This window comes from Ancylobacter sp. FA202, assembly GCF_000380205.1.
In the GTDB taxonomy this organism is placed as follows: Bacteria; Pseudomonadota; Alphaproteobacteria; order Rhizobiales; family Xanthobacteraceae; genus Ancylobacter.
Map to the genome: position 1 here is coordinate 1 of NZ_KB904820.1, position 26,684 is coordinate 26,684.

Annotated in this window: 31 protein-coding genes and 1 pseudogene; 7 read left to right on the forward strand and 25 right to left on the reverse strand. The window is 64.3% G+C overall.

Annotation, left to right across the window (positions count from 1 at the left end; translation table 11 throughout):
* Positions 1 to 45: 45 nt before the first annotated feature.
* Positions 46 to 882 carry a methyltransferase gene (locus A3M1_RS0124290; RefSeq protein ID WP_018391595.1) on the reverse strand — a complete coding sequence of 279 codons (837 nt, stop codon included), beginning with the start codon at positions 880 to 882 and terminating at the stop codon, positions 46 to 48.
* Positions 883 to 1,354: 472 nt separating this feature from the next.
* Here A3M1_RS0124290 and A3M1_RS0124295 point away from each other — a divergent pair, with 472 nt between their 5' ends.
* Positions 1,355 to 1,864, forward strand: a complete 510-nt coding sequence (locus A3M1_RS0124295; RefSeq protein WP_245261960.1) for a hypothetical protein — start codon at positions 1,355 to 1,357, stop codon at positions 1,862 to 1,864.
* Between the two features lie 469 nt (positions 1,865 to 2,333).
* Here the strand turns inward: A3M1_RS0124295 and A3M1_RS0124305 are convergent, their stop codons facing one another.
* The 4 genes from A3M1_RS0124305 to A3M1_RS0124320 all read right to left on the reverse strand — a co-directional run bounded on the left by A3M1_RS0124305 (position 2,334) and on the right by A3M1_RS0124320 (position 5,658).
* Positions 2,334 to 2,660 carry a hypothetical protein gene (locus tag A3M1_RS0124305; protein ID WP_018391598.1) on the reverse strand — a complete coding sequence of 109 codons (327 nt, stop codon included), beginning with the start codon at positions 2,658 to 2,660 and terminating at the stop codon, positions 2,334 to 2,336.
* Positions 2,657 to 2,962 (reverse strand): hypothetical protein, encoded by a 306-nt coding sequence (locus A3M1_RS0124310; protein ID WP_018391599.1) that lies wholly within the window; start codon positions 2,960 to 2,962, stop codon positions 2,657 to 2,659. The genes A3M1_RS0124305 and A3M1_RS0124310 overlap by 4 nt, the downstream gene beginning before the upstream one ends.
* 374 nt (positions 2,963 to 3,336) lie before the next feature.
* Positions 3,337 to 3,492, reverse strand: coding sequence for a hypothetical protein (locus tag A3M1_RS26810; RefSeq protein WP_156029698.1), 156 nt, complete (start codon positions 3,490 to 3,492; stop codon positions 3,337 to 3,339).
* Between the two features lie 54 nt (positions 3,493 to 3,546).
* On the reverse strand, positions 3,547 to 5,658 hold the full coding sequence (locus A3M1_RS0124320; RefSeq protein ID WP_245261962.1) for a ParB/RepB/Spo0J family partition protein: 2,112 nt from the start codon (positions 5,656 to 5,658) through the stop codon (positions 3,547 to 3,549).
* Positions 5,659 to 5,894: 236 nt separating this feature from the next.
* Between A3M1_RS0124320 and A3M1_RS0124325 the strand changes: the two genes are divergently transcribed.
* Positions 5,895 to 7,298 carry an ATP-binding protein gene (locus A3M1_RS0124325; RefSeq protein ID WP_018391601.1) on the forward strand — a complete coding sequence of 468 codons (1,404 nt, stop codon included), beginning with the start codon at positions 5,895 to 5,897 and terminating at the stop codon, positions 7,296 to 7,298.
* On the opposite strand, the gene A3M1_RS0124330 is transcribed toward A3M1_RS0124325, so the two are convergent.
* The 13 genes from A3M1_RS0124330 to A3M1_RS0124395 all read right to left on the reverse strand — a co-directional run bounded on the left by A3M1_RS0124330 (position 7,289) and on the right by A3M1_RS0124395 (position 17,955).
* Complete coding sequence (locus A3M1_RS0124330; RefSeq protein WP_018391602.1) at positions 7,289 to 7,501, reverse strand: hypothetical protein; 213 nt, start codon at positions 7,499 to 7,501, stop codon at positions 7,289 to 7,291. The genes A3M1_RS0124325 and A3M1_RS0124330 overlap by 10 nt on opposite strands.
* Before the next feature lie 97 nt (positions 7,502 to 7,598).
* Positions 7,599 to 8,249 (reverse strand): tetratricopeptide repeat protein, encoded by a 651-nt coding sequence (locus A3M1_RS26265; protein ID WP_198291198.1) that lies wholly within the window; start codon positions 8,247 to 8,249, stop codon positions 7,599 to 7,601.
* Between the two features lie 43 nt (positions 8,250 to 8,292).
* Complete coding sequence (locus A3M1_RS0124345) at positions 8,293 to 9,216, reverse strand: TadE/TadG family type IV pilus assembly protein (RefSeq protein ID WP_018391605.1); 924 nt, start codon at positions 9,214 to 9,216, stop codon at positions 8,293 to 8,295.
* A 2-nt stretch (positions 9,217 to 9,218) separates the two neighbouring features.
* Positions 9,219 to 10,016: a type II secretion system F family protein gene (locus tag A3M1_RS0124350; RefSeq protein WP_018964223.1), complete on the reverse strand. Its 798-nt coding sequence runs from the start codon at positions 10,014 to 10,016 to the stop codon at positions 9,219 to 9,221.
* Positions 10,017 to 10,126: 110 nt separating this feature from the next.
* Positions 10,127 to 11,119, reverse strand: coding sequence for a type II secretion system F family protein (locus A3M1_RS0124355; protein ID WP_018391607.1), 993 nt, complete (start codon positions 11,117 to 11,119; stop codon positions 10,127 to 10,129).
* Positions 11,119 to 12,462 carry a CpaF family protein gene (locus A3M1_RS0124360; RefSeq protein WP_245261964.1) on the reverse strand — a complete coding sequence of 448 codons (1,344 nt, stop codon included), beginning with the start codon at positions 12,460 to 12,462 and terminating at the stop codon, positions 11,119 to 11,121. Before A3M1_RS0124360 ends, A3M1_RS0124355 begins: the two co-directional genes overlap by 1 nt.
* A 59-nt stretch (positions 12,463 to 12,521) precedes the next feature.
* Positions 12,522 to 13,823 carry a hypothetical protein gene (locus A3M1_RS0124365; RefSeq protein ID WP_018391609.1) on the reverse strand — a complete coding sequence of 434 codons (1,302 nt, stop codon included), beginning with the start codon at positions 13,821 to 13,823 and terminating at the stop codon, positions 12,522 to 12,524.
* Complete coding sequence (locus A3M1_RS0124370; protein WP_018391610.1) at positions 13,823 to 14,560, reverse strand: CpaD family pilus assembly lipoprotein; 738 nt, start codon at positions 14,558 to 14,560, stop codon at positions 13,823 to 13,825. The genes A3M1_RS0124365 and A3M1_RS0124370 overlap by 1 nt, the downstream gene beginning before the upstream one ends.
* Positions 14,561 to 14,574: 14 nt before the next feature.
* On the reverse strand, positions 14,575 to 16,089 hold the full coding sequence (locus A3M1_RS0124375) for a type II and III secretion system protein family protein (protein ID WP_018391611.1): 1,515 nt from the start codon (positions 16,087 to 16,089) through the stop codon (positions 14,575 to 14,577).
* Positions 16,090 to 16,105: 16 nt separating this feature from the next.
* Positions 16,106 to 16,888: a Flp pilus assembly protein CpaB gene (cpaB, locus tag A3M1_RS0124380; protein WP_245261966.1), complete on the reverse strand. Its 783-nt coding sequence runs from the start codon at positions 16,886 to 16,888 to the stop codon at positions 16,106 to 16,108.
* 14 nt (positions 16,889 to 16,902) lie between these two features.
* The gene (locus A3M1_RS0124385; protein ID WP_018391613.1) at positions 16,903 to 17,427 is read right to left on the reverse strand and encodes a prepilin peptidase; all 525 of its coding nucleotides are present in this window, start codon (positions 17,425 to 17,427) and stop codon (positions 16,903 to 16,905) included.
* 45 nt (positions 17,428 to 17,472) lie between these two features.
* Positions 17,473 to 17,676 (reverse strand): hypothetical protein, encoded by a 204-nt coding sequence (locus tag A3M1_RS0124390; RefSeq protein ID WP_018964220.1) that lies wholly within the window; start codon positions 17,674 to 17,676, stop codon positions 17,473 to 17,475.
* A gap of 72 nt (positions 17,677 to 17,748) precedes the next feature.
* Positions 17,749 to 17,955, reverse strand: coding sequence for a Flp family type IVb pilin (locus tag A3M1_RS0124395; RefSeq protein ID WP_018391615.1), 207 nt, complete (start codon positions 17,953 to 17,955; stop codon positions 17,749 to 17,751).
* 218 nt (positions 17,956 to 18,173) lie between these two features.
* Between A3M1_RS0124395 and A3M1_RS0124400 the strand changes: the two genes are divergently transcribed.
* The 3 genes from A3M1_RS0124400 to A3M1_RS0124410 are packed head-to-tail and all read left to right on the forward strand — an operon-like array spanning position 18,174 to position 19,794.
* Positions 18,174 to 18,650, forward strand: a complete 477-nt coding sequence (locus A3M1_RS0124400; protein WP_018391616.1) for a pilus assembly protein N-terminal domain-containing protein — start codon at positions 18,174 to 18,176, stop codon at positions 18,648 to 18,650.
* Entirely contained in the window at positions 18,625 to 19,191 is a 567-nt protein-coding gene (locus A3M1_RS0124405) for a TadE/TadG family type IV pilus assembly protein (protein WP_018964219.1), read from the forward strand. Before A3M1_RS0124400 ends, A3M1_RS0124405 begins: the two co-directional genes overlap by 26 nt.
* A 9-nt stretch (positions 19,192 to 19,200) precedes the next feature.
* Entirely contained in the window at positions 19,201 to 19,794 is a 594-nt protein-coding gene (locus tag A3M1_RS0124410; RefSeq protein ID WP_018391618.1) for a TadE/TadG family type IV pilus assembly protein, read from the forward strand.
* Between the two features lie 197 nt (positions 19,795 to 19,991).
* On the opposite strand, the gene A3M1_RS0124415 is transcribed toward A3M1_RS0124410, so the two are convergent.
* On the reverse strand, positions 19,992 to 20,345 hold the full coding sequence (locus tag A3M1_RS0124415) for a MarR family winged helix-turn-helix transcriptional regulator (RefSeq protein ID WP_018391619.1): 354 nt from the start codon (positions 20,343 to 20,345) through the stop codon (positions 19,992 to 19,994).
* A 288-nt stretch (positions 20,346 to 20,633) separates the two neighbouring features.
* On the opposite strand from A3M1_RS0124415, the gene A3M1_RS0124420 reads away from it, so the two are divergent.
* On the forward strand, positions 20,634 to 21,191 hold the full coding sequence (locus tag A3M1_RS0124420; RefSeq protein ID WP_245261968.1) for a hypothetical protein: 558 nt from the start codon (positions 20,634 to 20,636) through the stop codon (positions 21,189 to 21,191).
* Positions 21,192 to 21,206: 15 nt separating this feature from the next.
* Positions 21,207 to 21,809, forward strand: a complete 603-nt coding sequence (locus tag A3M1_RS0124425; RefSeq protein ID WP_156029692.1) for a type II toxin-antitoxin system VapB family antitoxin — start codon at positions 21,207 to 21,209, stop codon at positions 21,807 to 21,809.
* Here the strand turns inward: A3M1_RS0124425 and A3M1_RS0124430 are convergent.
* The 6 genes and pseudogenes from A3M1_RS0124430 to A3M1_RS0124450 form a co-directional block, all read right to left on the reverse strand.
* Positions 21,800 to 22,495 carry an outer membrane protein gene (locus A3M1_RS0124430; RefSeq protein ID WP_018391622.1) on the reverse strand — a complete coding sequence of 232 codons (696 nt, stop codon included), beginning with the start codon at positions 22,493 to 22,495 and terminating at the stop codon, positions 21,800 to 21,802. The genes A3M1_RS0124425 and A3M1_RS0124430 overlap by 10 nt on opposite strands.
* 226 nt (positions 22,496 to 22,721) lie before the next feature.
* Positions 22,722 to 23,252: an ArdC family protein gene (locus A3M1_RS0124435; protein ID WP_256379656.1), complete on the reverse strand. Its 531-nt coding sequence runs from the start codon at positions 23,250 to 23,252 to the stop codon at positions 22,722 to 22,724.
* Between the two features lie 6 nt (positions 23,253 to 23,258).
* Positions 23,259 to 23,420: pseudogene (locus A3M1_RS27120) on the reverse strand (ArdC-like ssDNA-binding domain-containing protein); the annotation flags it as partial.
* A gap of 76 nt (positions 23,421 to 23,496) precedes the next feature.
* Positions 23,497 to 24,291, reverse strand: a complete 795-nt coding sequence (gene istB / locus A3M1_RS0124440) for an IS21-like element helper ATPase IstB (RefSeq protein WP_018388938.1) — start codon at positions 24,289 to 24,291, stop codon at positions 23,497 to 23,499.
* On the reverse strand, positions 24,281 to 25,810 hold the full coding sequence (gene istA / locus A3M1_RS0124445; RefSeq protein WP_026221262.1) for an IS21 family transposase: 1,530 nt from the start codon (positions 25,808 to 25,810) through the stop codon (positions 24,281 to 24,283). Before istA ends, istB begins: the two co-directional genes overlap by 11 nt.
* 90 nt (positions 25,811 to 25,900) lie before the next feature.
* A complete protein-coding gene (locus A3M1_RS0124450; protein WP_018391624.1) occupies positions 25,901 to 26,134 on the reverse strand; it encodes an ArdC-like ssDNA-binding domain-containing protein in 234 nt (77 codons plus the stop codon).
* Positions 26,135 to 26,684: the final 550 nt, after the last annotated feature.

Sequence of the window (26,684 nt, forward strand, 5' to 3'; positions counted from 1 at the left end):
GGCGCCATTCGAGGGAGTAGCGGGCAAGCTCGATCATAGCGCACCTCAAAGCAGGGCGAGCTGTTCGGCGGGGCGTGCCGGAATGTGAAAGCTGGACGCGGTAAGCTCGGCCGCCACGCTCTTGCGCTCGCGGGCTGGCGCGAACTCGATGGTGACAATTTCACAGAGGGGAGAAACGTCTTTCCAGCTGTCCCGGTAAAAGGTGGTATCGACGCCGATTCCGCATTCCATGTGCAGGCCGGTCAACCGCTCGAAGTCGACGCCGCGCCCCTCCTTCCTGCGATCGTAGAACTGCGCGCCGGAATAGACGAAGCTCGAAGACATCTGCGGGATGATGAACGTGCCGCGATCGGCAATCTGGCTCGCAATGTCGATGACGTGAAACTCAAATTCCGGGCCGTGATAGCGCGGGCCTCGGCCGCTGCGGGGCACCTTCCCGAACGGGGGATTAGAAATAGCGCTGTTGAACGTCGCGCCTCCAAGGTCGGCCTTCCACCAGTTGCGCCAGTCCATCACGTCGGCAACGATCCAACGGGCCTCGGGCACCAGCTTGCGGCCAATCTCGGCGTAACGCGGATTGATCTCGACGCACACCATTTCCCGGACAGCGGGCCGGGAGGAACCCAGCGCGATCACGTTGGAAGCGAGAACGCCGATACCCGCGCACAGGTCGATGACACGGCCGGCGACGGCATCAATGGCGCAATCCCCAGCAAGGCCGTCGGGAGTGAAGAACGCGCCCGCCGTGCCGTTGTTGTGGGTCGCCCCCTCGTGCCAGTTGTCGAAGACAAAGGCGCGCTCATCATCAGACAGACAGTCCTTGGTCAGGATCGCCTCGGCTTCCTTGTGGGCCTTGATCTGGGCCTTGGTGAGCTTTGCCATCTGTCTTCCCCTTTTTCGCTGCGAAGCAGGCTGCGTCCTGCTTCCTGAGGGTCGCGGAGACCGGGGGAGTTGGGGGGCAAGGGGGATGATGACGGGGGGGACCGCCCACCCGGAGGGCGGCGCGTTTACGCGCCGGCATGGCAGGCCCTTTAGGGCCGAATGCTGGGGGGTGGCGTCATCGCCCTTGCTGGGGCAGAGGGGGCAGCGCCCCCTGGCCCCGCGCTCTGACGATGGATCTCGCGCGCTCGGCGCGCCCTATGTGCCCTTGGGCAAGGGATCGTCACCCGAGAGGGACGAGACGCCGGCGCAGCTGGTGGCTCGGTGCGCCTGGCGCATAGAGCCCGGTCACGACGCGCCGCGGCGGGATGACTTGTATAGAAGGCTTGGAGGGCTTGATAAATCCTATGCGGCCGCTTGTAATTACAGATGGAATTATCTCTGTAAATATGGTTGCAGCTACAGGGTTAGTGCGATGTTTGAGCCAATATCCCATTATGAAAAGCTCGATGATGAAACATTGATGAGGCGGCACGCGCTGTACCGAGCATCAAATGACATCGAGGAATTCGAGAGAAAAAACCTAGAGTACGTTCGATCGGAATACAGCAGCCATGCCACGTCTATAGGGTTCAACGCCTTTTTGGATGAATGGCACAATATAGCCCTTATTGAATGTGTCATCGGCAATCGCGGGCTCGGTTACGAGCCGATCGTCATAGGCCGGAAGACGGCCATGATGCGCGCAACAGAGCACTATACATCAAAGATAATGTCTGGGGCCTACCTTGTTGACGAGGCGGGTGAGGACGAAAGGCAGAACCTTGCAGGGCGGAGGGTAATAAGATTCTTCGGACAATGCCTTATAAATCTTGGCGGCGTGCCGTTGGGGCGAAAAGTATTAATGGAGCATCTATCGCATAGCCGGATGATCGAAGAAGAATGGTTTGGGCTGACTGATGGGCGGGACATGGTCCGTCCGTGAACGAGGTGAGGCCGGCCTGTTTCTATAGCCACCGGAATGTCGTCGCCGGCATCGAGGGGGGGAGAGGCGAGAGGGGTGGCAAAGCCCCACTCTCGCAGCGGGCCGCTGCGCGGTCGATCCGCGCGGCGGCCGCGCACGGCACTTCAACCTGGATCGGGGGTGTGCTATATAAGTGGAGGTAGGGGAGCGGACTTTCGCCCGCTCCCCAGCTTTGCGCCTAGATGAAGATCGAGACCCGGAGCGCGGCCTGCCAGCCGCTCCGGGTTTTCTTCAAACTAAACGACACACTCAGCGGTATAAACCACATTGCGTGTCCTCCATTTGAGGGCAAGGCCCGTTGCCTCGGCCGGGAGGCCAATCTTCCCGGTGGCGCGGGCTGGCTTCGCGCCGGCTGCTTCTGCCCTCAAATTCGATCCCGTTTCTTATCGTCCTCGATGTTAAGAATGTCTCCGCTGGGCGCGCCTATGAGCTAGCGCCGTTTGACGGGAAGCCCCCAGAGCTGCCCAAGGTGCTCGGCAATCGCCACGGCGCGGGCCATATCGCCCGCCGGGCCATCGGTGATGCACTCGCACCCGGCATGCGTCTCGGTCGGCCGATACCGTCCATAGACGGACCACAGTTCTGCATCGGCGTCGTCGCACGCCTCGAAAATCGTCCCGTCATCGAAGGGCATGGAAACATCGCGCACGCCGCCAACCTCCAGCCAGTCGAACAGGGCGATTTCTTCGGTTGTCGGGGGCTTGCCGCCGGTCCAGCAGTTGAACAGCTCGGCCTCTGTGAAAATGTCGTCGGTCATGCCATCCGCCTTTCCAGAGCCATCAGGAGCCGGCGATAGAAGGCGATAGCCGCATCGCTGGCCTCGTCGGCGGTGTCGGCCTCGGGGAAGCCCGGCACGATCAGGGTGTGCCCGTCATAGGCGTGGCGCGCATGGATGGTCACGATATCCCGCACCGTCTCGTCATCGCCATGCAGCAGGGAAAAGGCGCCCTCGGGGACATGCCGGCCGAAGCCAATGATTCCGGTCGGGTAGCAGTATGAGAACGTTATGGGCAGCGGCGCCGGCGCGCCCTCGGGCTGAATTGTTACGGGCTCGGCCATGGTCTTCCTTCTCCTTTCGCTGCGAAGCAGGCTGCGTCCTGCTTCCTGAGGGTCGCGGAGACCGGGGGAGTTGGGGGGCAAGGGGGATGATGACGGGGGGGACCGCCCACCCGGAGGGCTGCGCGGAGCGCCGGCATGGCAGGCCGCTTGCGGCCGAATGCTGGGGGGTGGCGTCATCGCCCTTGCTGGGGATGAGGGGGCGGCGCCCCCTGGCCCCACGCGCTTACGATGGATCTCGCGCGCCCTGGCGCGCTCTATGTGAATGTGGATGTCGTCGCCGGCATCGAGGGGGGAGAGGCGAGAGGGGTGGCAAAGCCCCACTCTCGCGGCGGCCCGCTGCGCGGTCGATCCGCGCGGCGGCCGCGCTCGGCGCCTCAGCCGCTTGGCGTCGCCTTGATGACAAAAGGACCGACGTGCTGGCCCGTCTGCGCCTTGGCCTTGATTTGCTCAATCATCCGGTTCTGCTGCTCAGTCGGCACGCCCTGTTCAGTCCAGAGGCGGCGCAGTGCTGTTTCCGGGTGGTCTGTCATGTTGCGTCCCCGCGATGAAAGGTGGCCGGGGCGCGATACGCCCCGGCCCGTTGCTCACTCGGCGGCAAGCGCCACGTCGTCGCCCCTGTCGTCGTCGCCCATGTCCTCGGCGTCCTCGATGTCCTCGGCCGTGTCGGGGAAAGCCGGGGTCTCGATGCAGGCCGGCACGTAGTCGGCGCGCATCTCGGCAACGGTACGGATCACGGCCTCATACTTGGGCAGCTTCTGCATGCTGGCGATCCGGTCGGCCGGCACGTCCTGCGAGGCGAGGATATCGGCAAGCTGCTTCTTGGACAGGCGCTCAAGGAACGCTTGGTCTGCCTTGAAGTGCCGGGTGATGTCGAAGTTCACGGCGCGGGCGATTTCATCGGCGCGGGCAAGGCGCACCGGGCGCTTTTTCTCGTGGCGCATCTGCACGGCATTGAGGTTGATCGCCGTCACCACGGCCAGCAGGTCCAGCAGGGTCGGCAGCTTCTGCTCGATGAGCCATTCCCAAAGCTCGGCCACGTCGCCGGGCAAAGACTGGTTGATGCGCTCGATCAGGTCATTCCAGCCCGTGAGAGCGGCGCAGGCGGCGGGGTTCTGGATCGCCGGCGTCAGGTCCTTCTGCTCGCCGCGAAGCTCCACGGCGCTCTCAAAGGACGCATAGCCCATGCTGTTCTTGTAGAAGGCGCGGATCAGAAGCGGGTGAAGGCTGGCGGCAAGGGCGATATCCGGCCGGCCGGCGAGCGTGATGCGCAGCGCGGCGGTGCGCTGGGCTGTCAGTTCTTCCACCAGCACGGAAGAAATCGCGGGCGCGTCGTCGTCGGTAGCCTCGTCCGTCACCAGCGCGTCGGCTTCCTCGGCGGTCGCGCCGTTCCTGATGGCCTCGACAGCCTTCCAGTCGTCGGCCCGCACAAGGCCACGGGAAATCTGCATCGAACCGTCGCGACCGACACTGACCACGCAACCGGCCTTGCCGATCAAAGCGGGGTCATAGGTGGTCATTGCGTCGTACAGTGCTTCAAGGCACTCCTGCACGGCGTCGTAACGCTCGGAGGCGGCTTCAAGCTCGGCCTCGGTGCCATCGTCGGCGTTGAGCGTTTCGGTAAGCGCATCGGCTTCGGCCTGTAGCGCCTCAATCTCGGCCTGCTGCTCCGGCGTCGGCTCCCGCCGCGTGGGATAGATGCGGTGATAACCGGACGCATAATGCAGGTTGCCCTCAAGGTCGGGTTCCGCCCAACCCCAGCCCTCGGCGGCCAGCACCTCGGCTTCTTCGTTCAGCTTCTCCACGACCATGCGGGTGAGCAAGGGGCGATCCGTCAGATAGACATCGCTCGCGGCGGAAAAGAGGTCGCGGGATACGGCGCCGCCGGCCTGCTCATAGGCTTCCAACCCAATGCAGCGCGCGAAACGATGATCACCCTTCACATGCTCGCGGCTGAGAGTTTCACGGATCGTTCGGGGCTCGCGAGCATAGTAGCCCGTGGCGTCGAACCATGCGGCTTCCTGCTCGGCGTGATCGTCGGACAGGGCGAGAGCTTCGGCCTGCTCAAGGGTGATATCCCCCTCGCCCATGGCGGCGAGGATACGGGGGGACAGGTGGGCGAGCTTGAGGCGCCGCCGCACCGTCATGTGCGAAATGCCGAACCGGGCGGCGATTTCCTCCGGGGGCAACCCGCCTTCGGAGAGGGTGCGGAAGGCGGCGATTTCGTCCACCTCGCTCATGCGCTCGCGCACGATGTTCTCGGCCAACGAGAGTTCGGCATTGTTGGCCTCGGTACGGAACTGGCACATGATGCCATGATCCTTTGTGATTTTGCCCTCTTTCGCCAGCAGGGCGAAGGCGGCGAGGCGGCGGGCGCCGGCCACGACTTCAAACTTGCCCTTGCTCCCCTTGCTGACGACGAGATTTTGCAGCTGGCCGTGGGCGTGGAGGCTGGCGGCGAGTTCGGTGATGCCTGCATCGGACCGGAAGCGACGGACGTTCGCGGGGCTGGGAACCAGCTTGTTGAGGGGGATGGTGTGCAGGTCGGTGGTGGTGTCGGTCATCTGTCTTCCCCTTTTTCGCTGCGAAGCAGGCTGCGTCCTGCTTCCTGAGGGTCGCGGAGACCGGGGGAGTTGGGGGCAAGGGGGATGATGACGGGGGGGACCGCCCACCCGGAGGGCGGCGCGGAGCGCCGGCATGGCAGGCCGCTTTGCGGCCGAATGCTGGGGGGTGGCGTCATCGCCCTTGCTGGGGCAGAGGGGGCAGCGCCCCCTGGCCCCACGCGCTTCACGAAAGCGACTGGCGCGCCTGGCGCGCTCTGTGTGCCCTCGGGCAATGAGCCTCACATGCTGAACGGTTGGGCCTTGGACAACCGCACTTGCTACTCGGACGAGCAAGGTGCTCATTATTGTCAGCATGACTCGGCGGGGGACGCATGGACGACTACATTAATGTGACGCGCCAAGATGCGATCGCCGTAGCCGGCCGCGTCGAAGGCGATTTCTTCGACCGCAAGGCCGCGAAAATCGACGGGCGAGGCATACAGAAAATCGCCGTCGCTTTCGCCAACGCTGATGGCGGCGAAATTGTCATCGGAATTGCGGACGACAAGGACGAACCGGACGTCACGAAACGTTGGCAGGGCCTGCCAAATCCGGAGGACTTCAACAGTCACATTCAGGCGCTCGTCAACCTCAACCCGGCGATCGACTTCCGCCACGAGTTCCTGAAGGCCGAATCCTACCCAAACGTCGTCCTCCGTGTGTTCGTTGCCAAAAGCGTGAACGTATCCACCACCGCCGACGGCAAGGTTTATCAGCGCAGAGGCGCACAATCCCTCCCCGTAACCGATCCGGCAAAAGTGACGGCGCTCGCCTTCGCCAAGGGCGCAGCAAGCTACGAGGATACCGTGCTTCCTAATCTGACCGCGGAGGACATCGTTGACTCCAAAGTCCTCGCCGAATTCTGCGCGGAGATCACCCCCCCGCAGGAACCGCTGGCGTTTTGCGTAAACGAGGGCCTCATCGATCGGAAGAGTTACGTGCCCAACTCCGCAGGCGTCCTTCTCTTCAACGAAAATCCGCAAGCCGTCTTCCCCCGCCGGTGCGGCATCAAGATAGTGTTCTATGACACCCGTCAGATCGTTCCCGAGCGCGAGCATCTCAAGAAAAACATCACGATCTCTGGGCCTCTCTATAACCTGATCCACCGCGCCGTGGCCGAGATCCAGTCTATCATGTCCAACATCAGCATCCAGACGAAGGACGGATACAAGAAGGTCGACTACCCGCCCGAGGCGATCTGGGAGATTCTAGTCAACGCTGTTATCCATCGGGATTACTCGATCGCCGACGACATCCAGGTCGTCATCTTCCAGGACAGGATCGAGATTCGTAGCCCGGGGCGCTTGCCGGGATTCGTTACTACCGAAAACTTCCTCGACGTTCGCTACAGCCGGAATTCAAAAATCGTCCGCTGCCTGGCGCGTTATAAGACGCCACCGAACAAGGATCTCGGTGAGGGTCTGAACACTGCGTTCCAGAAGATGAAAGAGTGGAAGCTCCAAAGCCCTAAGCTCCAAGAGGAGAACAACTACGTCGTCGTCACCATTCCGCACACCCCCCTCGCCTCGCCGGAAGAGCTTATCATCGAATACCTCGCGAACAACGAGGAGATCCGGAACAAGCTCGCGAGGGACCTGACCGGCATCCGCTCCGAGAATCAGATGAAGGAGGTTTTCTACCGCCTCCGCGATCGAGGCCTGATCGAGCGCGTTCCCGGCAAAAAGGGCAACGCCGCGGCCTGGAGGAAGCCCGTCCCCGCCGAGGTTCAGGACTGAGCGATGCGGTCGGCGGGGATCTTTCTGCTGAACCCTGCGCATGAGCCGCGTCGGGCGGCCTCGATGTCGTGCTGCAGCCATGCCTGACCGACGAGCAGGGCGCGGATGGCCTCGCGCGGATCTCCACCACATGCGGCGATCGCGCTGTCGATCTCCTGATCGGTGATGTCGACGTGCGGCCCGGACTGTATGGAGGTCGGCATGGCCTGTCTCCCGATCGGCGGCGGATATCGTGTTTGAGAAAGGGCGCCGGAGCAAGTGAGCCAGCCCCGGCGCGAGTTAGGGAGGAACGTGGCAGGGCTATACGCCCTGCCGCCGCATCTTCTGCACGAGGGCCACGTTCGCGGCCGCCTGGTCGGCGGACAGGTCCCGGGCATAGGTTTCAGCGGCGGCGTCGCCCTTGCCCTGCATGGCGAGGACAAGGGCGTAGGACTGCCGCACGCGCGCATCGGCGTCGGGGCTCTCGGCGGCCTGTTTGGCGAGGGCTTCGGCCTCGGGCAGGCGGCCGGCGAGTGCGAGCGTCATGGCCTTGTTGGACATGACGCGCGGGTCCTGGCGCAGATTGAGCGAGCGATCGAAGAAGGCGAGCGCGGTCGCGTAGTCGCCCTTCTGCGCGGCCGCCACCCCCTGGGCGCTGAGGACGGACGGGTCCGGGCGATCGGGCGTATGGGCCTGAGCGAGGACACGTTCGGCGTCTCCGACCTGGCCGGCATTCAGGAGGCTCTTGCCATAGGCGGCACGAAGCTCGCGATCATTGGGGTTCTTCACGGCCGCGACCCGAAGGACGGCCGTGGCCTGTTCGCGCTGGCCCTGGGCTTGAAGGGCCTGGGCTTCCGCGATGACAGAGGAAGAGGGGGAACCGGCGGCGAAAGCCGCCGGTTTTGTGAGAGATGAGCACCCGGCTAACAGCAGCCCTGGCAAGATCGTGCCCACGCAAAGGAGCTTTTGCATATGGTTTCCGCTCGCCTTCAACTGTTCATGTCGCTGATACATGTCAGTCGCAGCGGATTTCATAAAACAGGTTGCGGTTGAGAGTGGCGCCGCTCTGGCTGCAAAGCGCCCCTTGATAGGACCAGCACTGGCGACCACGCGCCCATGATGGCCCCTTTTGGCCGGGTTTCGCCGAGAACATCTCGAATTGAGGCGTGGACTGACCGGCCTCCACGGTGGCGGTCGCCTGCGCCATTAGCTCGGCCTGGGAATAACACGTTCCGCCGCCGGTCTCTCCGCCCTTGGGATTACCCTCTCCCCACGCGAGGCAAGCATGGGCCGTGCCCACGCGCACCCAAGTGCAGGTTGAGGCGACGCAGGTGTTGACGTCGGTGCGAACAGCGCCCGTCGCGACCCAGCCGCTCCAGCTCGGTTCCGAGGCACCCGCCGCACAGGACGAGGTTCGTTCTTCTTCGGCCTCCCAGGTATGGCTGCCGGTTTGGCCGGCGGCGCACGCTCCGGTCTTCGCGCTCCAGCGACGTTCGGACGCCAGCGGCGTACAGACGGCTTCACGAGCGGTCGAGCCGGAGGCGACGAGCAGATTGCCGGACGGCGCAACCAGTCCGTAAAGCGGGCCGAACAGGGGGCTGTAGGGAAGCGTGCCGGAGAGGGTTACGCGACCATTGTCACGGGTGATGGAGAAGTCTGCTGCGTCGACGGACGCATAGTTTCCGTCTTTGAGAAATTCGGCGATCTGGGCCTTGGCGAGGGCGATCACCTGCGCGTCGGTTTTGCCGCGTGCGGCCTCGCCCACTGAGGTATCCATGGCATGCTGCAACTTGCTCTGCAGGGTGGAGGCGCGCGTGTAGTCGACCACCATGACGCCGGCGCCGAGGGCGGCGACGAGGAACAGCCCGACGAACACGGCGACGCTTCCCTCGGAGGAGGAGCACAGGCGGTCGATATGTCTCTTGAAGAGTCCGGTCATTGTCAGTTCCAGTGCAAGAATTCGATGGCGGCGGGCATGACCGCGAGGACCATCAGGGGCAGGAGGAAGAAAACGGCGACGGGAAGGGCCATGATCGCGGCTGTGGCGGCCGCTTTTTTCTCGATGCGGGACATGCGGATGGTGCGGCCGTCGGCAGCGAGGGCTCTGAAAGCTGGCCCGATTTCGGTTCCCTGTTCATCCGACTGGATGAAGGCCATGCAGGCGCTTTTGACTTCGACCACGTCGGAGCGACGGCCGAAATTCTCAAAGGCGGTCCGCTTTTCCGGCAGCAGGGACATTTCGGTGATGAGGATCGTCAGATCCTCGGCAAGCGCGCGCGAGCGGATGCTGATGTCCGTTGCGACGCGCCGCAGCGCGGCGTCGATCGACTGCCCGCCCTCGACGAGAATGATCATCAAGTCGAGAGCGTCGGGCCAAGCGTCCTGAATGGACGCCTGGCGCTTGCGCGTGGCGCGGTCGACGAGAATGTCCGGGACCTTCATGCCGATATAGGCGGCGAAGACTACGGCGCTCAGTTTCAGCGGCAGGGGCAGCGCCATCACATCGAGGACGCCGAAATAGATTACGCCTATCGCCATACCGGCGAAGGGAAACAGGAACTTCGCCGCGAGATAGGTGGCCTCGGCGCGCGTGCCGCGCTTGCCGGCGCGATGAAGCCGGTCCCGCATGTTCTCCATGGCGAACCACTTTCTGAGGGCGAGGGTCCGCACGAGATAGTCGGCGACGGCGTCGCGATAGGGCGCGGGCCGAGCCGGGACGGCGGGCGTGCCGGCCAGCATGCGAGGGCGGCTCCGGTCGCGGGCGCGGCCCATGGACAGCGCATGCAGAGCTGTGAAAACCGAGACGCCGATAAGAGCGGAGGCGAGTGCTAGCTGCGCTGACATGATGCTCACCCGCCGCTCATGGCGTTGTCTTGCATCCGCTTCAGCACAAAGAAGCCGATCAGCACCCAGACGATGCAGACAGCGGTAACGATGCGCCCGCTCGTCGTGGTCCAGAGGACCTGGGTTCGCTCGGGGTCCATGAAGTAGGTCAGGCCCAGCAGCAGGAACGGCATCGCGGCGAGGGCCTTCGCGCTGGAGCGCGCGGATGACCCCATGGCCTCGATCTTCTCGTTGAGCTTGCGGCGCTCGCGCAGCGTGTTCGAGAGATTGCCGAGGGTGTCGGCGATGGCGCCGCCCTCGGTCTCCTGGATGCTGATGGCGATGGCGAGGAACCGGGTGTCTGATATGGGCACCCGGTGGGCCAGCATTTCGGTTGCGTCTGTTAGCGAGGCACCGATGCCCTGTGCATGAACGACCAGCTCGAATTCCGTCCGGACGGGCTCGGCAGCCTCCTTGGCGACGGAGCGGATGCATTCTGAGACGGGCAGACCGGCGCGGGTTCCGCGCACCAGCACATCGAGGGCATTCGGAAGCTCTTGCGAGAACGCGGCGTACCGCGCCGCGATCTTGCGCTCCAGATAGGCGGCGGGAAGCATGATGCCGGCCGCTATGGCAAGCGGCAGGGAGATGATGGCCGATCCCGTGGGAACAAGAAGGACGAGGAAGACGAGGCCGCTGACGCCGATCTGCACGCGGCGATAGTGTGATCTGGACCAGGACAGGCCCGACCGTTCCAGGCGGAGTTCGACGGCGCGGGCGCGATCGCCGGCGCTGCTGCGGGCCTGCTCGTCACGGCTGAGCTGAGCGAGGCGATCCATGATCATCTGACGGCGTGCGTGTCTCGCCGTGCGTTCATCCCCGAACAGGGCCGCTCTTGTGCGATCCACAAAGGCTCGCTTGCGGTCGTCCGCCAGCGAGGGCCGGAGGTACGGATAGAACGAGGCCACCACGAGCAGCGACACGGAAAAGCCGCCAAACAGAGCTGCGAGGGTCTGCATCACGGCTCCCTCGCGGTCATGTTGAGGGTCGACAGCGCGGAGGCCAGGCGCTCGGCGAGGCCATAGCGTTCGGCAACCCGGTAGAAGGAGGGGCGCAGCTGCCCCTTGCCGACATGTCGGCCGCGCGCGTGGTCGTAGACGATCAGGTCTTCCGTGGTGATCGTCTCGCCCTCGACGCGCAGAACGTCGGTGACGTGCGTCACCACGCGCTTGCCGTCGATCAGCTGCTCGGTCTGAATGATGACGTCGAGCGAGTCGGCGAGGTCGCGCTTGATATTCAGGCTTGGCACGGACTGGTAGCCCGGCGCCGTCCGAACAAGCGCTTCCATGCGGGAGAGGGCGAGCCGGGGGTCATTGGCGTGCACGGTGCCCATGGAGCCGCTGTGGCCCGTGTTCATCGCCTGGATCAGGTCGACCGCCTCTTCGCCGCGCACCTCGCCAACGATGATGCGGTGCGGGCGTTGACGGAGCGCGTTGCGGACGAGCTGCCGCATTGTGACTTCGCCGGTTCCCTCCGCATTCGCGGCCCGGGTCTCCATGCGGACGACGTGGGGCTTCTGCAGCTGGAGTTCGGCGGTGTCCTCGCAGGTCACGATGCGCTCGCGCTCGTCGACGCAGGAAGACACGCAATTCAGCAGGGTGGTCTTGCCGGAACCCGTGCCGCCGGAAATCAGGATGTTGAGGCGGCACCGGCCGATGACGGCGATGACGTCCATGGTCTCGGGACTGAGCGAACCGGCGGCGACAAGTTGTTCGAGGGTGAGGCGTTCCTTGCGGAATTTCCGGATGGTCAGGATGGTGCCGTCGACCGCGATCGGCGGCAGGGTGACGTTGATGCGCGAGCCATCTTTCAGGCGGGCGTCGCAGATCGGCGAGGATGTATCGACGCGCCGGCCGGTTTCTTCGACCATGCGCTTGGCGATGCGCTGCAAGGCGTCTTCGCTGCGAAAGCGAATGTCGCTCTGCACCATGGCGCCGGCGATTTCGAGGTGTATGTCACCCGTGCCGTTGACCATGATTTCCGAGATATCGTCGCGCGCCAAAAGGGGTTCCAGCGGCCCGAAACCGCACATTTCGGCGGTCAGGTCGTTGATCAGCCATTCGCGATCCGCCGCTTTGAGAAAGCCGGCCTGCGGGTCGGACTGCAGCGTCTGACGGATGGCGTTGTTGACCTCGGCGCGGAAGGCGTCCGAATTCAGCGCCGCCGGATCGGCCGGACCGAAGGTGTCAGCCGCCTTGAACAGGGTGTCGGCCGTGCGGTTGCGGACGGCATCGAGGCGTTCGCGATCCTCGGCGCGAATGGTGGAGACCGGCGCGAGCTGGATCAGCTCGGGCTTGTGCACGGAAGCCGCCGGGGGGGCCGGGAGTTTGGTCCTGGTGCCAAAGAGAGCCATAGCGGCGTTCACTTCCTGAAGGGGGACAACAGGCGGGTGGGAAGGTCGCGCAGGGCGGCCAGCGGCCCGCTGCGCGCCGACGAGGTGGCAAGAGGGGGCGCGGCGGCCGGATCGCCGGGGGCGATGCGCGCATAGAGAGCCCGAAGAGCGCCGGCGGCCGCGCTGTCCGGTGCGCTGGCGGCGACAAGGGAGCCTTCGGCTTCCGCGTCGGCGAAGATCTTCGGCTCGGCAGGAACCGTCACAACGGTGCCCGGACTGACATTCAAGGCCCGCGCGACCTCTCCGACAGACCATTCCTGTTCGGCGCGTCCCGCCTGCCCGGCCTGGTTGAGCACCAGAACGGGGTCGGGACCGTCGACGGCGCGGATCTCGCGCAGTATGGCGCTGGCGCGGGGTATCGCGACAAAATCGGGTGTCGCGACGAGGACCAGGTGATCGGCCCTGGCGAGGGCCGAAAGGGTATCGGGTCCGAGGAGCCATGCCGGGAAGTCCGTCACGACCGTGCGGGCGGATTTGCGGGCGGTGTTGAGAAGGCTGGGAATGCCCCGCCGATCGACGCTGGCGCCAAAGTCGCTCTCGGCGCTGACAATGCCGAGGTTCGGCGAAAGCGGCGTGCTCATTGTGATTTTGTCGAGCATCTCCTGATCCAGCTCGAAAGGCTGGTAGAGCATGCGCGACAGGTCGGGGATGGACTCGACCAGAAGGCCCGGTAGCGACGACATGGGCGCGGACATATCGAGGAGCAGGCTGGAGCCCGAGCGTGCCCCGAGCCATGCGAGGTTGGCCGCGATGGAGGTGGCGCCGACGCCGCCGCGTGCCCCGATGACGAGAGTGACGGCGCCGATCGCGCCGTCGCTCTCGCGCCGCGACAGGATGTGATCGCCGATGGAGCGGATGAGGTCTGCCGCCGCGAAGGGGGCGACGAGATAGTCCGCCGCACCCTCGCGCTTCAGGCGGCGATAAAGCGAAATGTCGTTGTGGTGCCCGATGACGAAAACCTGGGTGGCCTCACCGCAATGGGGCGCGAGCAGCGCGAGCTCGGCCATCAGCTGATCGGCGCCCTGGCCGGGCTGCATCTCGATCGCGACGATATCGGGAACAGCGCCCAACTGCTGGATGGCGCGAATGAGACCGGGCACGCCGTCCTCTCCGAGGAGGCTGGTGACGCGCGACATGCTGGCGTGGCGGATCGCGGCGGACAGGACGGCGCCGACCGGCGCTGTCGTGTGAGCGGCCACCAGAGAGAGCCGCGGCAGCGCGCGGATGCCCGGCTCGGGCGAGGGAGAGGTGGTGTCGACCGCGACCAGCATCAACGGCCTCCCGCGTCTTGCACGGAGATCGCCTCGGCGGTGTAGCCGGTGCTGGGGTCGCGGCCTTCGCGCAGGGCGCGCACGTCATTGACCCGCTTGCCGGCGTCGCCGGCGGCGGCGGTGCGCGGCCGCTGAATGTCGAGCGGATCGAGAGCCTGGGCGGCGATATTGGACTGATAGGCGCAGCCGAAGTTCCAATAGGGCTCGTTCGACCACCACTCATTGTCGGCAGCGGCTTGTGAAATCTGCCCCCCTCCCCCGCCCCCGCCGGCGAGATCGAAGGGCCATTGACCGCACGGATGGGGCACGGCGGCAGCAAGGGCTCGGTAGGAGAGGTAGATGGGGGCGATGCTGGTGATGCCGGCGTCATCATAAGACGCCTGGGTGATGGCGCGGGCCGGGACACCCTGGCGGACAAGCTCGGCACGGACGGTGGAAACGGTCTGGCGGGTGAGCGGATCAGCGCGCCCTGCCCCGGCGGGGACGCGGATCATGACATTGCTGCGGCTATCGGCCCGGTAGGCGCGCGCGAACTGCGCAACGTCATCGGCCTGTCGCCTGTCTAGCCCGCGAAGTGTGGAGGGATAGACGGGCAGGCTTCGGGCCTCGTCGACCAGCTCGATAGGGTGTCGCGCATCGACGGAGGACGGGTAGTAGCCGGTATCGAAACGCTGCTGGGTGCAGCCGGCGGCTGCGAGTGCGACCAGGGAGGCGGCGAAGAAATGGGTGCTGTTCATGATCGTGCCTCGGATCAGTCGACGATGAAACCGGCGTGGCCGTAGTAGCCATTCGCGACGGGAGGCCCGGCCTTGGTGGGAGTGTTCCGGGGACCGCTGGCAGGAGCGATGATGCGGTTGACCTGGCCGAAGAACACGGCGCGCGGATCGGGAGCGTCGGCGAAACCCTGATCGGGTCGCGTGGCCTGCTTGGTGTGCAGCGGTCGCGCCAGCATCGGCTGCACGATGATGACAAGCTCGGTTTCCTGGCGCTGATAGTCACGGGAGCGGAAGAGCGCCCCGAGGACGGGCAGGTGCATGAGGCCGGGCACGCCGGTGATCGCCTGCCGGCCGCCCTGCTGGATGAGCCCGGCCGTTACAAGGGAACCGCCGGAGGGGAGTTCCACGGTGGTTTCCTGCTTGCGCAGCTTGAAGGCGGGGATGGTGACGGTGCTGTTGTTGCTGACCGGATAGGTGAGCTGGTTCTGCGTATCGACTTCGGAGACTTCGGTCGCAACGCGCAGGGAGATGTTGCCGGAGGACAGCACGGTCGGGGCGAAGGTCAGCGACACGCCAAATTTCTTGAATTCGATGCTGGGTTGGCACGAATTGTCATTGGTGCAGGTGACGCCGGTCGGGATCGGCACCTCGCCGCCGACGAGGAAGTTGGCGGTCTCGCCGGAAATGGCCGTCAGGACGGGTTCGGCGAGGGTACGGGCGACGCCGACCTGCTCCATGGCCTCGACGGACAGGGTGCCATCGGAGCCCGAGATCACCCCTGACGTTGAGGACAGCGCCTGACCGGCGACGCCGAAGGGGTTGGACATGACGCCGCCGATAGCGACGTCGCCGATTTCCCAGGTGCCGGCGGCGTTGACGCCGAGCTGCTTGAGAACATTCCGCTGCACCTCGGCGACCGTCACTTTCAGCATGACCTGTTCGCTGGCGCTGATGGTCATGGCGTTGACGACGCGCTCGGCCGAGCCGACGAAGCCCTGCGCGATATCCATGGCCTTGGTGGCGACGGCGGCGCTGGGCACCGCGCCGGAGAGGACGACGGAATCGGCGGACATGCGGACCGAGATGGACGCGCCCGGGAGCGCGGCCGCAAGAATGCTGCTCAGGCTGCCGACGTCGCGCGCGACGCGCACCTCCACCTCGGCGATCTGGGAGCCGTCGTCGCTGCTGATGAGAATGGTGGTGGTGCCGGGGCCGATGCCGGTGATGTAGATCTGTCGGTCTGTCTGCACCGTGGCAGTGGCGACCTTGGGATCAGCCACATAGGCATCGGCCGCCGCGCGCGGCACGTTGAAGACGTAGGAGCGACCGAGCCCGACATCGAGGGTCTTGCGGATGATGCCTCGGGCCGGCGCGGATGCTGCCGGCGCGGCCCCTGTCTGGTTGAACGCGGTATTGAAATCGGGCGCGACAAAGCCCGGATTGGCGCGCGCCGGCTGGGCCTGCTGGGCGGCGGCCGTGCCGAGCGATCCGAGCAGAAGGGACGTGATCGTTACGAGCGACGTGGCGCACCGCGCACGGGAGGGAGCCATCTGCGATTCCTCGGCTTCACTGCTTACGGGCGATGCCGTAGCGGACGGTCATCATCTGAAGGTTGGTGCCGGCATAGGCGTCGCCGGCCTCGCCGCGCGGGCGCAGGGCGAGCTTGATGGTGCCGACGGCGGCGCCCGCGATCCGCTCGGCCTGTGCTGGGTCGAGTTCGAGCGTGACGGTGTCACCCGTGACCGGCGTACCGCCCATGGCGTCGGCGCCGAGATTGGGGCCGACCGCGAGGACGCGGATATCGCGCATGAGCGTGGTGGCCGCCTTCGCGCTACCGGCGCCGCCCGCTTCGACGGCAAGCACGTCGACATGGTCGCCCGGCATGATGAAATTGCCGGCGGAGCGGCTACCGCGCGCGTCAATGTCGACGGCGACGGCGCGCTTGCCATCCGGCAGGCTGAAGGCGAGAAGGCTCCCGGTCCCTTTGGCGAGGCGCTGGCGGCTGATCGCCTCGCCCGCCAGCAGGCTCTGGCGCGCGATACTGCCGACGATATCGGCCTCGATCTTGGCCGCGTCGTCCGTCGATCTGTGAAGGATGGCGGTCGCGGGGTGCGAACCCTCGACGGTCTTCACCCAGCGCACATCGCTCGCGGCGAGCTTCGCACCTATGGGAAGTTCTCGCGCGGCGACAAGAAGATCGACGGTCGCCGGACCTTCGACGCGGCCCGAGGGAGCGGGTTGGACCGTTACCGCTGGCCCTGGGGCTGACGGAGCGGAGGCGAGGACCGCATAAGCGGCGACACCGGAAAGCAACGAGGCGCCGAAGACGCCGATGCGCTTAAGGTTCACGCAGCACCTCTATTTCAACTGAGCCAGGTGGCGGCAATGGCCGCGAGAGCGAGCGGCACGCCGAAGGGAACGCGCGCCTTGCGGATGCTCACGGCGCCGAGGGTGACGTCATCGACCCACACAATGCCGGTAAGCGGCATCACGAACGGGAGCTGACGCGACATCGCCAGGGCGACGATGAAGGCGATGAGCGCCACCAGAAAAATCAGCAGCCAGGCGACGAAGACAAAGAACGGATGGCCGAAGCCGAGCCAAAGTCCGATCGCCCCGGCGAATTTAACGTCCCCTCCCCCCAGCGGCAGGCTGGAGGTCAGGGCGCCAACGAGGGCGACGACGAACAACGTGGCGAACAGCCCGGCGCCCGTGGCGATATGGATAAGCGTGTCTTCAAGGGAGAGCTGCCGAAGCGGCGCGCAGATGATGAAGGCGCCGATGATGAGAAAAACGACGCGGTTAGGCAGGCGTAGTGATCGAATGTCGATCACGAGAGCGACGAGCAGCAGGCCGGTAAAGACTACTTTTGGGAAAAGCGCGGCCATGCGGAAGCTCTGTTGTGGTTCGTGACGATCTGGAGATGGAAGCTCTTACGGCTTGTAGGACAGGGACTCGCGCGATGTGGCGATGTCTTGCGCCGCAGCGTTAAGCGGCTCGTCGTAGCGACCGGCGATCATGCTGATGGCGCCGGCGGCGATCAGGACAACGGCGATGATCACCAGGCCGTATTCGAGCGTCGCGGCTCCCGTGTCGTCGTTCAGAAGTCGTCGGACATAGGCGGTAAGGTCTGTCATCTCGCGCTCCTTGAAGGGCGTTGCCGGGTCCACGAGGACCCGGCTCCGCGCTCGATGGTGGGTATGTCGGCGTCAGTTGGACGAGGCCTTGGCGGTCGTCTGCGCGGCCGTCAGGGTGGTGCCGACGTCGGTGAAGAGCGCGGTGATCTGGCCCTTGAAAGCACCGGCGGCGCCGGTCACGGCGGCGACGACGCCGAGGGTGATGAGGCCGTATTCGACGGTGGCCGCACCGGACTCGTCGCCGAGGACCTTCTTGGCGCCGTTGATGACATTCTTCATTCTCGTCTCCTGTATAGGTGGGTGTTTCGCCTGTTCTTATCAGGCGTATTCATGCCTACTCGCGAGACGTTGGACGGGTCAACGCAGCGGCATAGGCTATACAGGTTCGGAATGCTGATTTTCTTGGATAGCCGATTTGCGTCTCGTCTAGCCTATACGACAACGTCGGCTAGACGGCGCCGTATCAGTCGGATTTTCAACATTGAGAGGACACTGACATGATGAAGCATGCGGTCATTATGCTGTCGGCGGCGCTTGTGGCGGCGCCAGCGGCAGCTCAGTCCACGGGCACGGCGGCACCGCCGGCGCTCGGTGGAAAGGTGGAGATCCCGGTCGATGAGGCCCGCGTGTTCGCGGTGCCTTCAGGGGTTTCCACCGTGGTCATCGGAAACCCGGCGATCACGGATGTGGTGTTCACCCTCGATCGGCAGGGTGCGATCTTCACCGGCCGGAGCTTTGGCGCGACCAACGTGCTGTTCCTGACGGAATCGGGAGACACCGTGAAAAGCGCGCAGGTGCGCGTGGTGCGCGCCCCCGGCCTCGTGACGGTGACGCATGGAGACAAGCGCGCGACCTTCGCGTGCGACCCGCGTTGTGCGCCGACGCAGTCTATCGGCGACGCGCCGGAGGTGACGATACCGATCGGCGCACAGGTGCAAGAGCGGACGAATGCCGCTGCGGCCGCTGCGAGGTGATGCGATGGCAATGCGAGCTTTCGCGCGCTTGCAGCGCGAGGAATCGGGGTCGATGCTCGTAGAGTTCGGCCTGCTTTTTATTCCGCTGGTTGTCGTGATCGTCGGGATTATCGAAATCGGGCTGGTCCTGTTGGCTCAACAGGTTCTGCAGTCCAACACCTCCAATGCCGTGCGCGCGATCGAGCGCGGCGAGGCTTTGGGATTATCGGCGGAGGACGCGCGGTCTCTGGCGCGCCAGGCCATCTGCTCGGGCACATTGGTCCTGGTGGGTGAAGCCGCGTGCGCTGCGTCCCTCAAGCTCGATGTGCGGATCATCGACGGATCACCGGTCCCGTCCATGTTCGACGACGAGGGCGCTGTCGACGATGACGCCTTCGGAGCCGGGAACGGGGTCGCCGGCAACAGCATGCTCGTGCGGGCCGTCCTGGCGCTGCCGTCGCTGACCGGCTTCCTGCCCGACCTGATCACCGGCCCTGGCGGCCAGCGGATCGTTACCGCGCAGGCCGTGTTCCGGATCGACCCCTATGCACCCCCGCTGTGAGCAACCACGATGCGATATCTCAGACAATTAGGTTCGGACGAGCGCGGCGTCGGCACGGTGGAATTCGCCCTCATGCTGCCGGTTCTTGTGCTGGTCTTCGTCGGCGGCAACTTCCTTGCCGAGACGGTGATCGTCCAGAACAAGGTGGCCTGGGCCGCGAACGCGCTGGCGCGGCTGGCATCCATGGATGCAACCATCGACGATGCTCGCTGGAACAGCTATCGGGCCATGACCGCGACCATGCTGGAGCCCATGGACGGCGCCCCGACAGTGGTGCTGAGCAGCGTGGGAAACGCCGGGGATGGCCTCAAGGTGCGCTGGAGCGCCAGCAACGGCGCGGCTCTAGTGCGCGGCGCTCCATTCGCCTTCCCGGCGGGCGCCGCCGCTTATGCCAGCTCGGATAAGAATGTTCTCGTGGCAAAGGTGACGCTGCCGCACAGCTCTCTCCTGGCGCGGATATGGAACGCCCTGCCCTGGGCGCCCTTCACCTTCACCGAGGATCAGACGTACAGCGATGTGGCCTATGCCCTTCCCTTGACGAAAAGCGGCGTGGGAACTGACCTTTGGACGCGCCGCAGCACGGGCGGCGCCACTGTCTTTTGACTACCCTGCCCGCCGGGGCCTTATGCCGCAAGGAAATGCGCTGCAATGGCCGGGATGATCCTGAAAAGGACATCCCGGCGAGCCGGCCATTACTTCCCGAAACCAACGGGAATAATCAGGCACTGCGGTAGCTCTTTATCCACACCCGCCCGCATTATCCGCCCGGCTCGGTGTGACATATTAACCTCATATACATCTTATTCGGCTACGCTGACGAGCGCTGCGGCCTTCTCTGTGAGCGAATAGACGTACACGCGCCCGCGCCCGCCATCGTGTAAATTGGTCTTGTAGGTCAGAAAGCCGCGACTTTCGAGCGCTTTAACGATCTCGACCACGACATTACGAGGCGCCTTCACCCTCTCGCACAGCTTTGTCACAGTCACGGCCTCGCCCGCGAGATGCATCGTGTAGATACACGACATAAGACCGGCCTGCTTTAGACGCCGACTTGCGGTCTCCCCCGGGCGACGATTTTCCATGATGAGATTGATTAATCTCATCATATACGTCCTGGACATCTGGCGGGTATCCGCCGTCTGGGGGATTGGCATGCGAATCTCCTATGCATATTATCAGCCGTAAATCGGTCGAAGAACGGGAGCCCCCTGTTCAGAAACCAAAGGCGATCGGCGTGGATTTCAGTTGGCGGGTGATTTCTTGTTGTTGTCCAGCACGGCTCGGAACGCTCCACGCGAACCGCCGCGCAAGATGTGAAGCAAGCTAATCGACCGGGCGACGGGACCTTGGCAAGGTATAATTTGGTTGCGCTCATGCAGTTTTCATTCTTTAGAAAGGCTTCAATATTGCGATATCACGCACATCTGATTGGAGTGCGTTAGATGGCCGCGTGTGGCGTTAACGCGACGGTTGTTTCGCGTACCCGGATCAGTCGCCCTATAGAGATTTACTATCACCCGGAGATTTCGCCGGGCTCTCAACGTTGCGGGGTTGTCATGCGTCCGGCACGAGTGCCGGGCTCCGTCCTGCCGCCTCTCATGCCTGCGGCGGGCGTCTCCGCCGTCTATGCGGCACATTGGAGCAATGAGCACCGGCGGCCGCTGGCGATCGAGGACATTGTCGCGGTTACGACGCTCTATTACGGGCTGAGCCGTGCAGCCCTCGTCGGATCGAGCGCCGTCACGCGCCGGGTCACTGATGACGCTCTCGTGCCCTTCCGCTATGTCGCGCTGACCCTGGCCGCGCGGCTGACGAAAGAGACGGCCAAGACCATCGCGGCGGCAATTGGTCGGCGGGACAGCACAAGCGTGTATATGGCTTATCGGTATATCAAGGATAAGCGCCGTGCGAATGAACGTTGGCATGACGATCTTCTGATGCTGACCACGATACTGAGCGATCTTTTTGAAGTGACGCCGTCCGGTCGTCTGGGCGCTTAGCAGCAGGAGTACAACATGGCGTTCCATGTACGTTGCGAGAAGACCGATCGTGTGGTGCGCCGCCTGTCCAGAGAGATGGGAATGGGGCTGACGGACGTGGTCCGGGAGTCCGCCCGGTTCATGCTGGAGAGCCGCGTGAAGGCGCTGCCGCTGAAGCAGCGCTTGCTGGCGCTGCAAGCCGAGATTGATGGCCCTCGACTGACGGGGCATGTGCCGGTCGGCACGTCCGCCACTTCCCTCTATGTGCCGGGCGTGACCTTCGCGACCATTCTTGCCAGCGAGCCGTGCTCGGATGATCTGTGCTCGGCCATCGAGGCGGCCTCGCGCGTCTACACGTCGAGCAGCGCGGCATATCGCGGGGCGGTCTTGCTCATGGAGCGGACCGGCATCGAGCCGGGCCACGCCCGCCACAAGGTCGAAGCGATGATCACGCTGGCCGGCATCCGCTCGCTGCCGGCCAGCGACCGTGTCGAGGACCAGGCGCTCGTCATCGCGCGCGATTGGCGCGCGGCGGGCAATAATTGCCCGCCCGACCATTTCAGCCTGATGGACCGGGCATACTGCGCCACCATGCGCGTGAGCCCGGTGATCCTCTACCCGCCCTCGCATCAGAACTGATAGGCTAGGCCGGCGCGCACATCGTAGAGCGAGGGATCGAGCTTCACGCTCATTCCGCTGCTGTAGTCGATGATTTCGGCGTCGCCGCCCTCGAAGGTGTAGTTTCCTTCGACGCGCAGGATCCAGTTCGGATCGAGCTTGATATCGACGCCGGCGCCGAGCTGGAGGGCGCTGCGATAGCCGTCCTTCACGGTGTAGGCGGTTCCGGCCAGCTCGCCGAGCTTCGCGAAGCGCACATCTGTGAGTGCCCACGCGGCGCGAACAAAAAGAAGGGTGTTGTCCTGGAAGGCGTAGCCGGCGCGCACGGCCAAACCGAACTGCCAGTCGATATCGGCCGGGAATGCGCCACCCAGGCGCTGACCGAGATAGGTGAACGTACCTTCAGCGCCGATGACGTAGGAATCGAACTGATAGTTGTAGCCGGCATAGCCGCCGATCATCGCCCCCCCATCGGAATGGGAGGTGTGAGCGGCGAAGTCGAAGGGGGCGACGCTCAGGCTCTGTGAAGCGCTCGCGCCGGCGTAGCCGGCGGCGATGCCGATATAGGAGCCGGTCCAATTGGACGGCGCGGCCGAATAGTCCGCGCCCCACATGTCATTGAACGCCGATCCGGTGCTCTGGGCGAAGGCAGGCGCGGCCACGGTAGACAATGCCAGGCCGGCCAGCGTGGCGACTATGAGTTTCATCGCAGATGTCCCTACTATCGGTGTTTCTGCCGTTTGGCAGTCAATAGGGAACGTGAGGAAGTCGTCACATAGAGGCAATAAATCGGGAAGGCTATACAGTAAGTTGGCGCCTTCATCGCCATTTTCTGCGGGACTTATGTTGAGAGTCGATCTAGACATGGACGCAACAGGAAACGGCCCCGCGTGAGCGGGGCCGTTTTTTCTTCCCTCGCCTGGGAGGCCGCTGTTAAGCGGCCTCCTCCGTTGCGGCGGACTGGTAGCCGTGGAGATAGCCGGCGGCCCGTTCGGCGTGCGCGGCGGCTGTGAAAATGGCGCGCTTGTCTTCCTTCAGCACCTTCAGCCAGGCTGCCACATAGGCCGCGTGATCCTCGCGGGGTTCCAGAGTGATTTCGAGGTCGGCCGCGAGGAAGGCCGCGCCGATCTCGGCGACCAGTTCCTCGGCCGCATATCCGGCATCCCCCCAACGCTTGGCCTCAAAGTCGCGATTGAGGCGCGGCTTTGCGCCGCTCCAGTGCACCAGCTCGTGCAGAAGTGTGGCGGCATAGCTCTCGGCGTCAATGAATGCCTCAAAGGGCGGCATCTGGATAAGATCAATCGCCGGGCTGTAGAACGCGCGGGAACCGCCGTGACGCAACAGAGCGTCGGTGTTCGCGACAAAGGTATCTGCGACCTGATAGCGGCCGGCAGGCGGAACATGCGCAACGGGCGCGGCCGTGTAGTGCTCGGGCAGTCCGTCGATCTGTTCGGCGTTGAACACGTTATAGGTCTTGAGGAAGGGAATGCGGGTTTCCACCTCTTCCCCGTCATTGTTGACTTCGTTGCGCTCGATGGCGCCGGCATAAACGACGACGCATGAGCGGGCGCCCTTGCGCACCTGGGCGCCGAGTTCCTGGGCCTGTCGGTAGGTCATCCAGTAATTCGAGGAATACCCTGTTGATTTCCGCGGAGATTTGACCCTGGATTTCCACTGAGAAGTGACCCGGCCGGATGGTGGTCTGTGGTCAGGTGGCGGTCAAGTTCCTGGATTTCTCCTTGGTTGTTTTGGCGGGTTTTGCCGAGCTATTCCGGAAACGGAAACTGTCGTTCCCGGTCTCCAGGATGTGGCAGTGATGGGTAAGGCGGTCGAGCAGGGCCGTGGTCATCTTGGCGTCGCCGAAGACGGTGGCCCATTCCGAGAAGCTGAGATTGGTGGTGATGACGACGCTGGTGCGCTCATAAAGCTTGCTCAGCAGGTGGAAGAGCAAGGCGCCGCCTGATGCGCTGAAGGGCAGATAGCCGAGCTCATCGAGGATGACGAGATCGGAGTGCGCGAGCCTGGTGGCGATCTGTCCGGCTTTTCCCTGGGCCTTTTCCTGTTCGAGGGCATTGACGAGTTCGACGGTGGAGAAGAAGCGGATCCGCTTGTGATGGTGCTCGACGGCCTGAACGCCCAGCGCCGTTGCGATGTGCGTCTTGCCGGTGCCGGGACCGCCGACGAGGACGACGTTATGGGCCTCGTCGAGGAACTCACAGCGGTGGAGCTGGCGAACGAGTGCTTCATTGACCTCGCTGCTGGCGAAGTCGAAGCCATTGAGGTCGCGGTAGGCCGGGAAGCGTGCGGTCTTGAGCTGATAGGCCGTTGATCGGACCTCCCGCTCGGCGGTCTCGGCCTTCAGCAACTGCGATAGGATCGGCATGGCGGTCTCGAAGGCCGGAGAGCCTTGTTCCGTCAGTTCGCTAACGGCTTGGGCCATGCCGTGCATCTTGAGGCTGCGCAACATGATGACGATAGCCCCGCTGGCCGGATTATGACGCATGGCGCACCTCCCTGGCCCGCCGCAGGGCGTCATAGCGTTCGACGTTGGCCTGCGGTTCGGTGGTCAGCGTGAGGGCCTGAGGGGCGTCGATCGTTGGTGTGGTCAGCGGCGTACCATCGATCAGTCGGTGCAGAAGGTTGAGGATGTGGGTCTTGGTCGGCACGCCGGCCTTGCATGCCAACTCGACGGCCGTGAGCACGACCTGTTCGTCATGCTGCAAGACCAGGGACAGGATCTCGACCATCTCGCGGTCGCCACCCGGTGTTTTGAGCAGATGTTGCTGGAGGGAACGGAAGGCAGTTGGCATCTCGGCGAAGGGAGCCCCGTTCCGCAGGGCTCCGGGTTTGCGCTGGACGACCGCCAGATAGTGCCGCCAGTCGTAGATCGTCTGGCTCTGGCGATCATGAGATCGGACAAAGGCTCGGCGATGCTCGCAGATCGCGTGCCCCTCGGCGACGATGACGATCCGGTCGGGATAGACGCGCAAGCTGACGGGTCGATTGGCGAAGGACGCCGGCACGCTGTATCGATTGCGCTCCAGATGAACCAAGCAGGTTGGCGTCACCCGTTTGGTGTGCTCGACGAAGCCGTCGAAGGGGCGGGGCATCGCCATAAGGTGCCGGACCTCTTCGGCCCACACATCGGCGATCGTACCGGGTTGCGAGCCATGCTCGATCTGTGACCACAACTCCCGGCATCGCTTCTCCAGCCAGTCATTCAAGGCTGCCAGGGACGGGACGTTGGGCAGGGGCTGCCAGAGCCGATGGCGGGCATCCTGTACGTTCTTCTCGATCTGCCCCTTCTCCCAGCCCGAGGCCGGATTGCAAAACTCGGCCTCGAACAGGAGGTGGCTCACCATGGCCGAGAAGCGGATGTTGACCTGGCGCTGCTTGCCACGGCCGACCTTGTCGACGGCCGTTTTCATGTTGTCGTAAATGCCCCGCCGCGGCACGCCGCCGAAAACCCGGAAGGCGTGGTTATGGGCATCGAACAGCATCTCATGGGTCTGGAGTGGGTAGGCGCGCAGCATGAAGGCGCGGCTGTAGGACAGCTTCACATGAGCGACCTGCAGCTTGGTGCGCTCGCCGGCGATGATCGCCCAGTCCTCAGACCAGTCGAACTGGAAGGCCTCTCCGGGCACAAAAGCCAGCGGCACGAAGGTGCCGCGGCCGCTGGTCTGCTGCTCGCGCAGCCGGGCTGCCTTCCAGTCCCGGGCGAAGGCCGCCACCCGATTGTACGATCCCTCATAGCCCAGCGTCACAAGATCGGCGTGCAGCTGCTTCACCGTGCGCTTGTGCTTACGCGACTCGCCAGCCTCGACCTGCAGCATCGCCGCAAGCTTGTCGGCATAGGGATCGAGTTTGCTCGGCCGGTCAGGAGCCTGAAACTGNGGCTCGACGCTGTCCGCCCGCAGATACTTGCGCACGGTGTTCCTCGAGAGGCCGGTGCTGCGGGATATCTCTCGGATCGAGCGACGATCCCGATGATGCCAGCGTCTGATGACGCTCAATAACTCCATGTCGATCACTCCGCTGTCCCCCGCGTAGCCCGCGTGAGACGTGGTGAAAACATGGGTCACTTCTCGATGGAAAAATCCCCGGCAGACGGGTCAGATCTCAATGGAATTCAACAAATACCCCCTCGCCTGCGCTTCCATCCAGAGCAACAGGGTGTTGATGCCGGAATAGGGCACGCCGTTGTGGCGCAGCGGGCGCGGGGTGCTGCCCGCCTTCCACGGCTTCGCCCATGGGCGGGTGCCGGCCTCCAGCTGGGCGATGATGGCATTGGTGACGGTCTGATAGATGTCCGTCCGGGTTTCGGTGGTGAGCTTTGCCTTTGCCATCTGTCTTCCCCTTTTTCGCTGCGAAGCAGGCTGCGTCCTGCTTCCTGAGGGTCGCGGAGACCGGGGGAGTTGGGGGGCAAGGGGGATGATGACGGGGGGGACCGCCCACCCGGAGGGCGGCGCGTTTACGCGCCGGCATGGCAGGCCGGTTTGCGGCCGAATGCTGGGGGTTGGCGTCATCGCCCTTGCTGGGGATGAGGGGGCAGCGCCCCCTGGTCCCATCTTCTTTACGAAAGAGCTGGCGCGCCTCGGCGCGCTCTGATCGCCTTGGGCAAGGGATCGTCACCCGAGAGGGACGAGACGCCGGCGCAGCTGGTGACTCGGTGCGCGTGGCGCATAGAGCCAGGTCACGCCGCAACGCGGCGGGAGGACCACCCCTGCCCTATCGCCTGGAGGCCCAATTTCGCTTCCAAACGGTTCAGTTTGATTCCGCGAACCGGAAATGGACTCACGGCTGAGAGAACTCGATGGCAGTGTAAACTGCACCAATTTGAACCCATCGGGCACGAATTATTCAAAACACTGGCTGGATACGACACTACGATCGCGC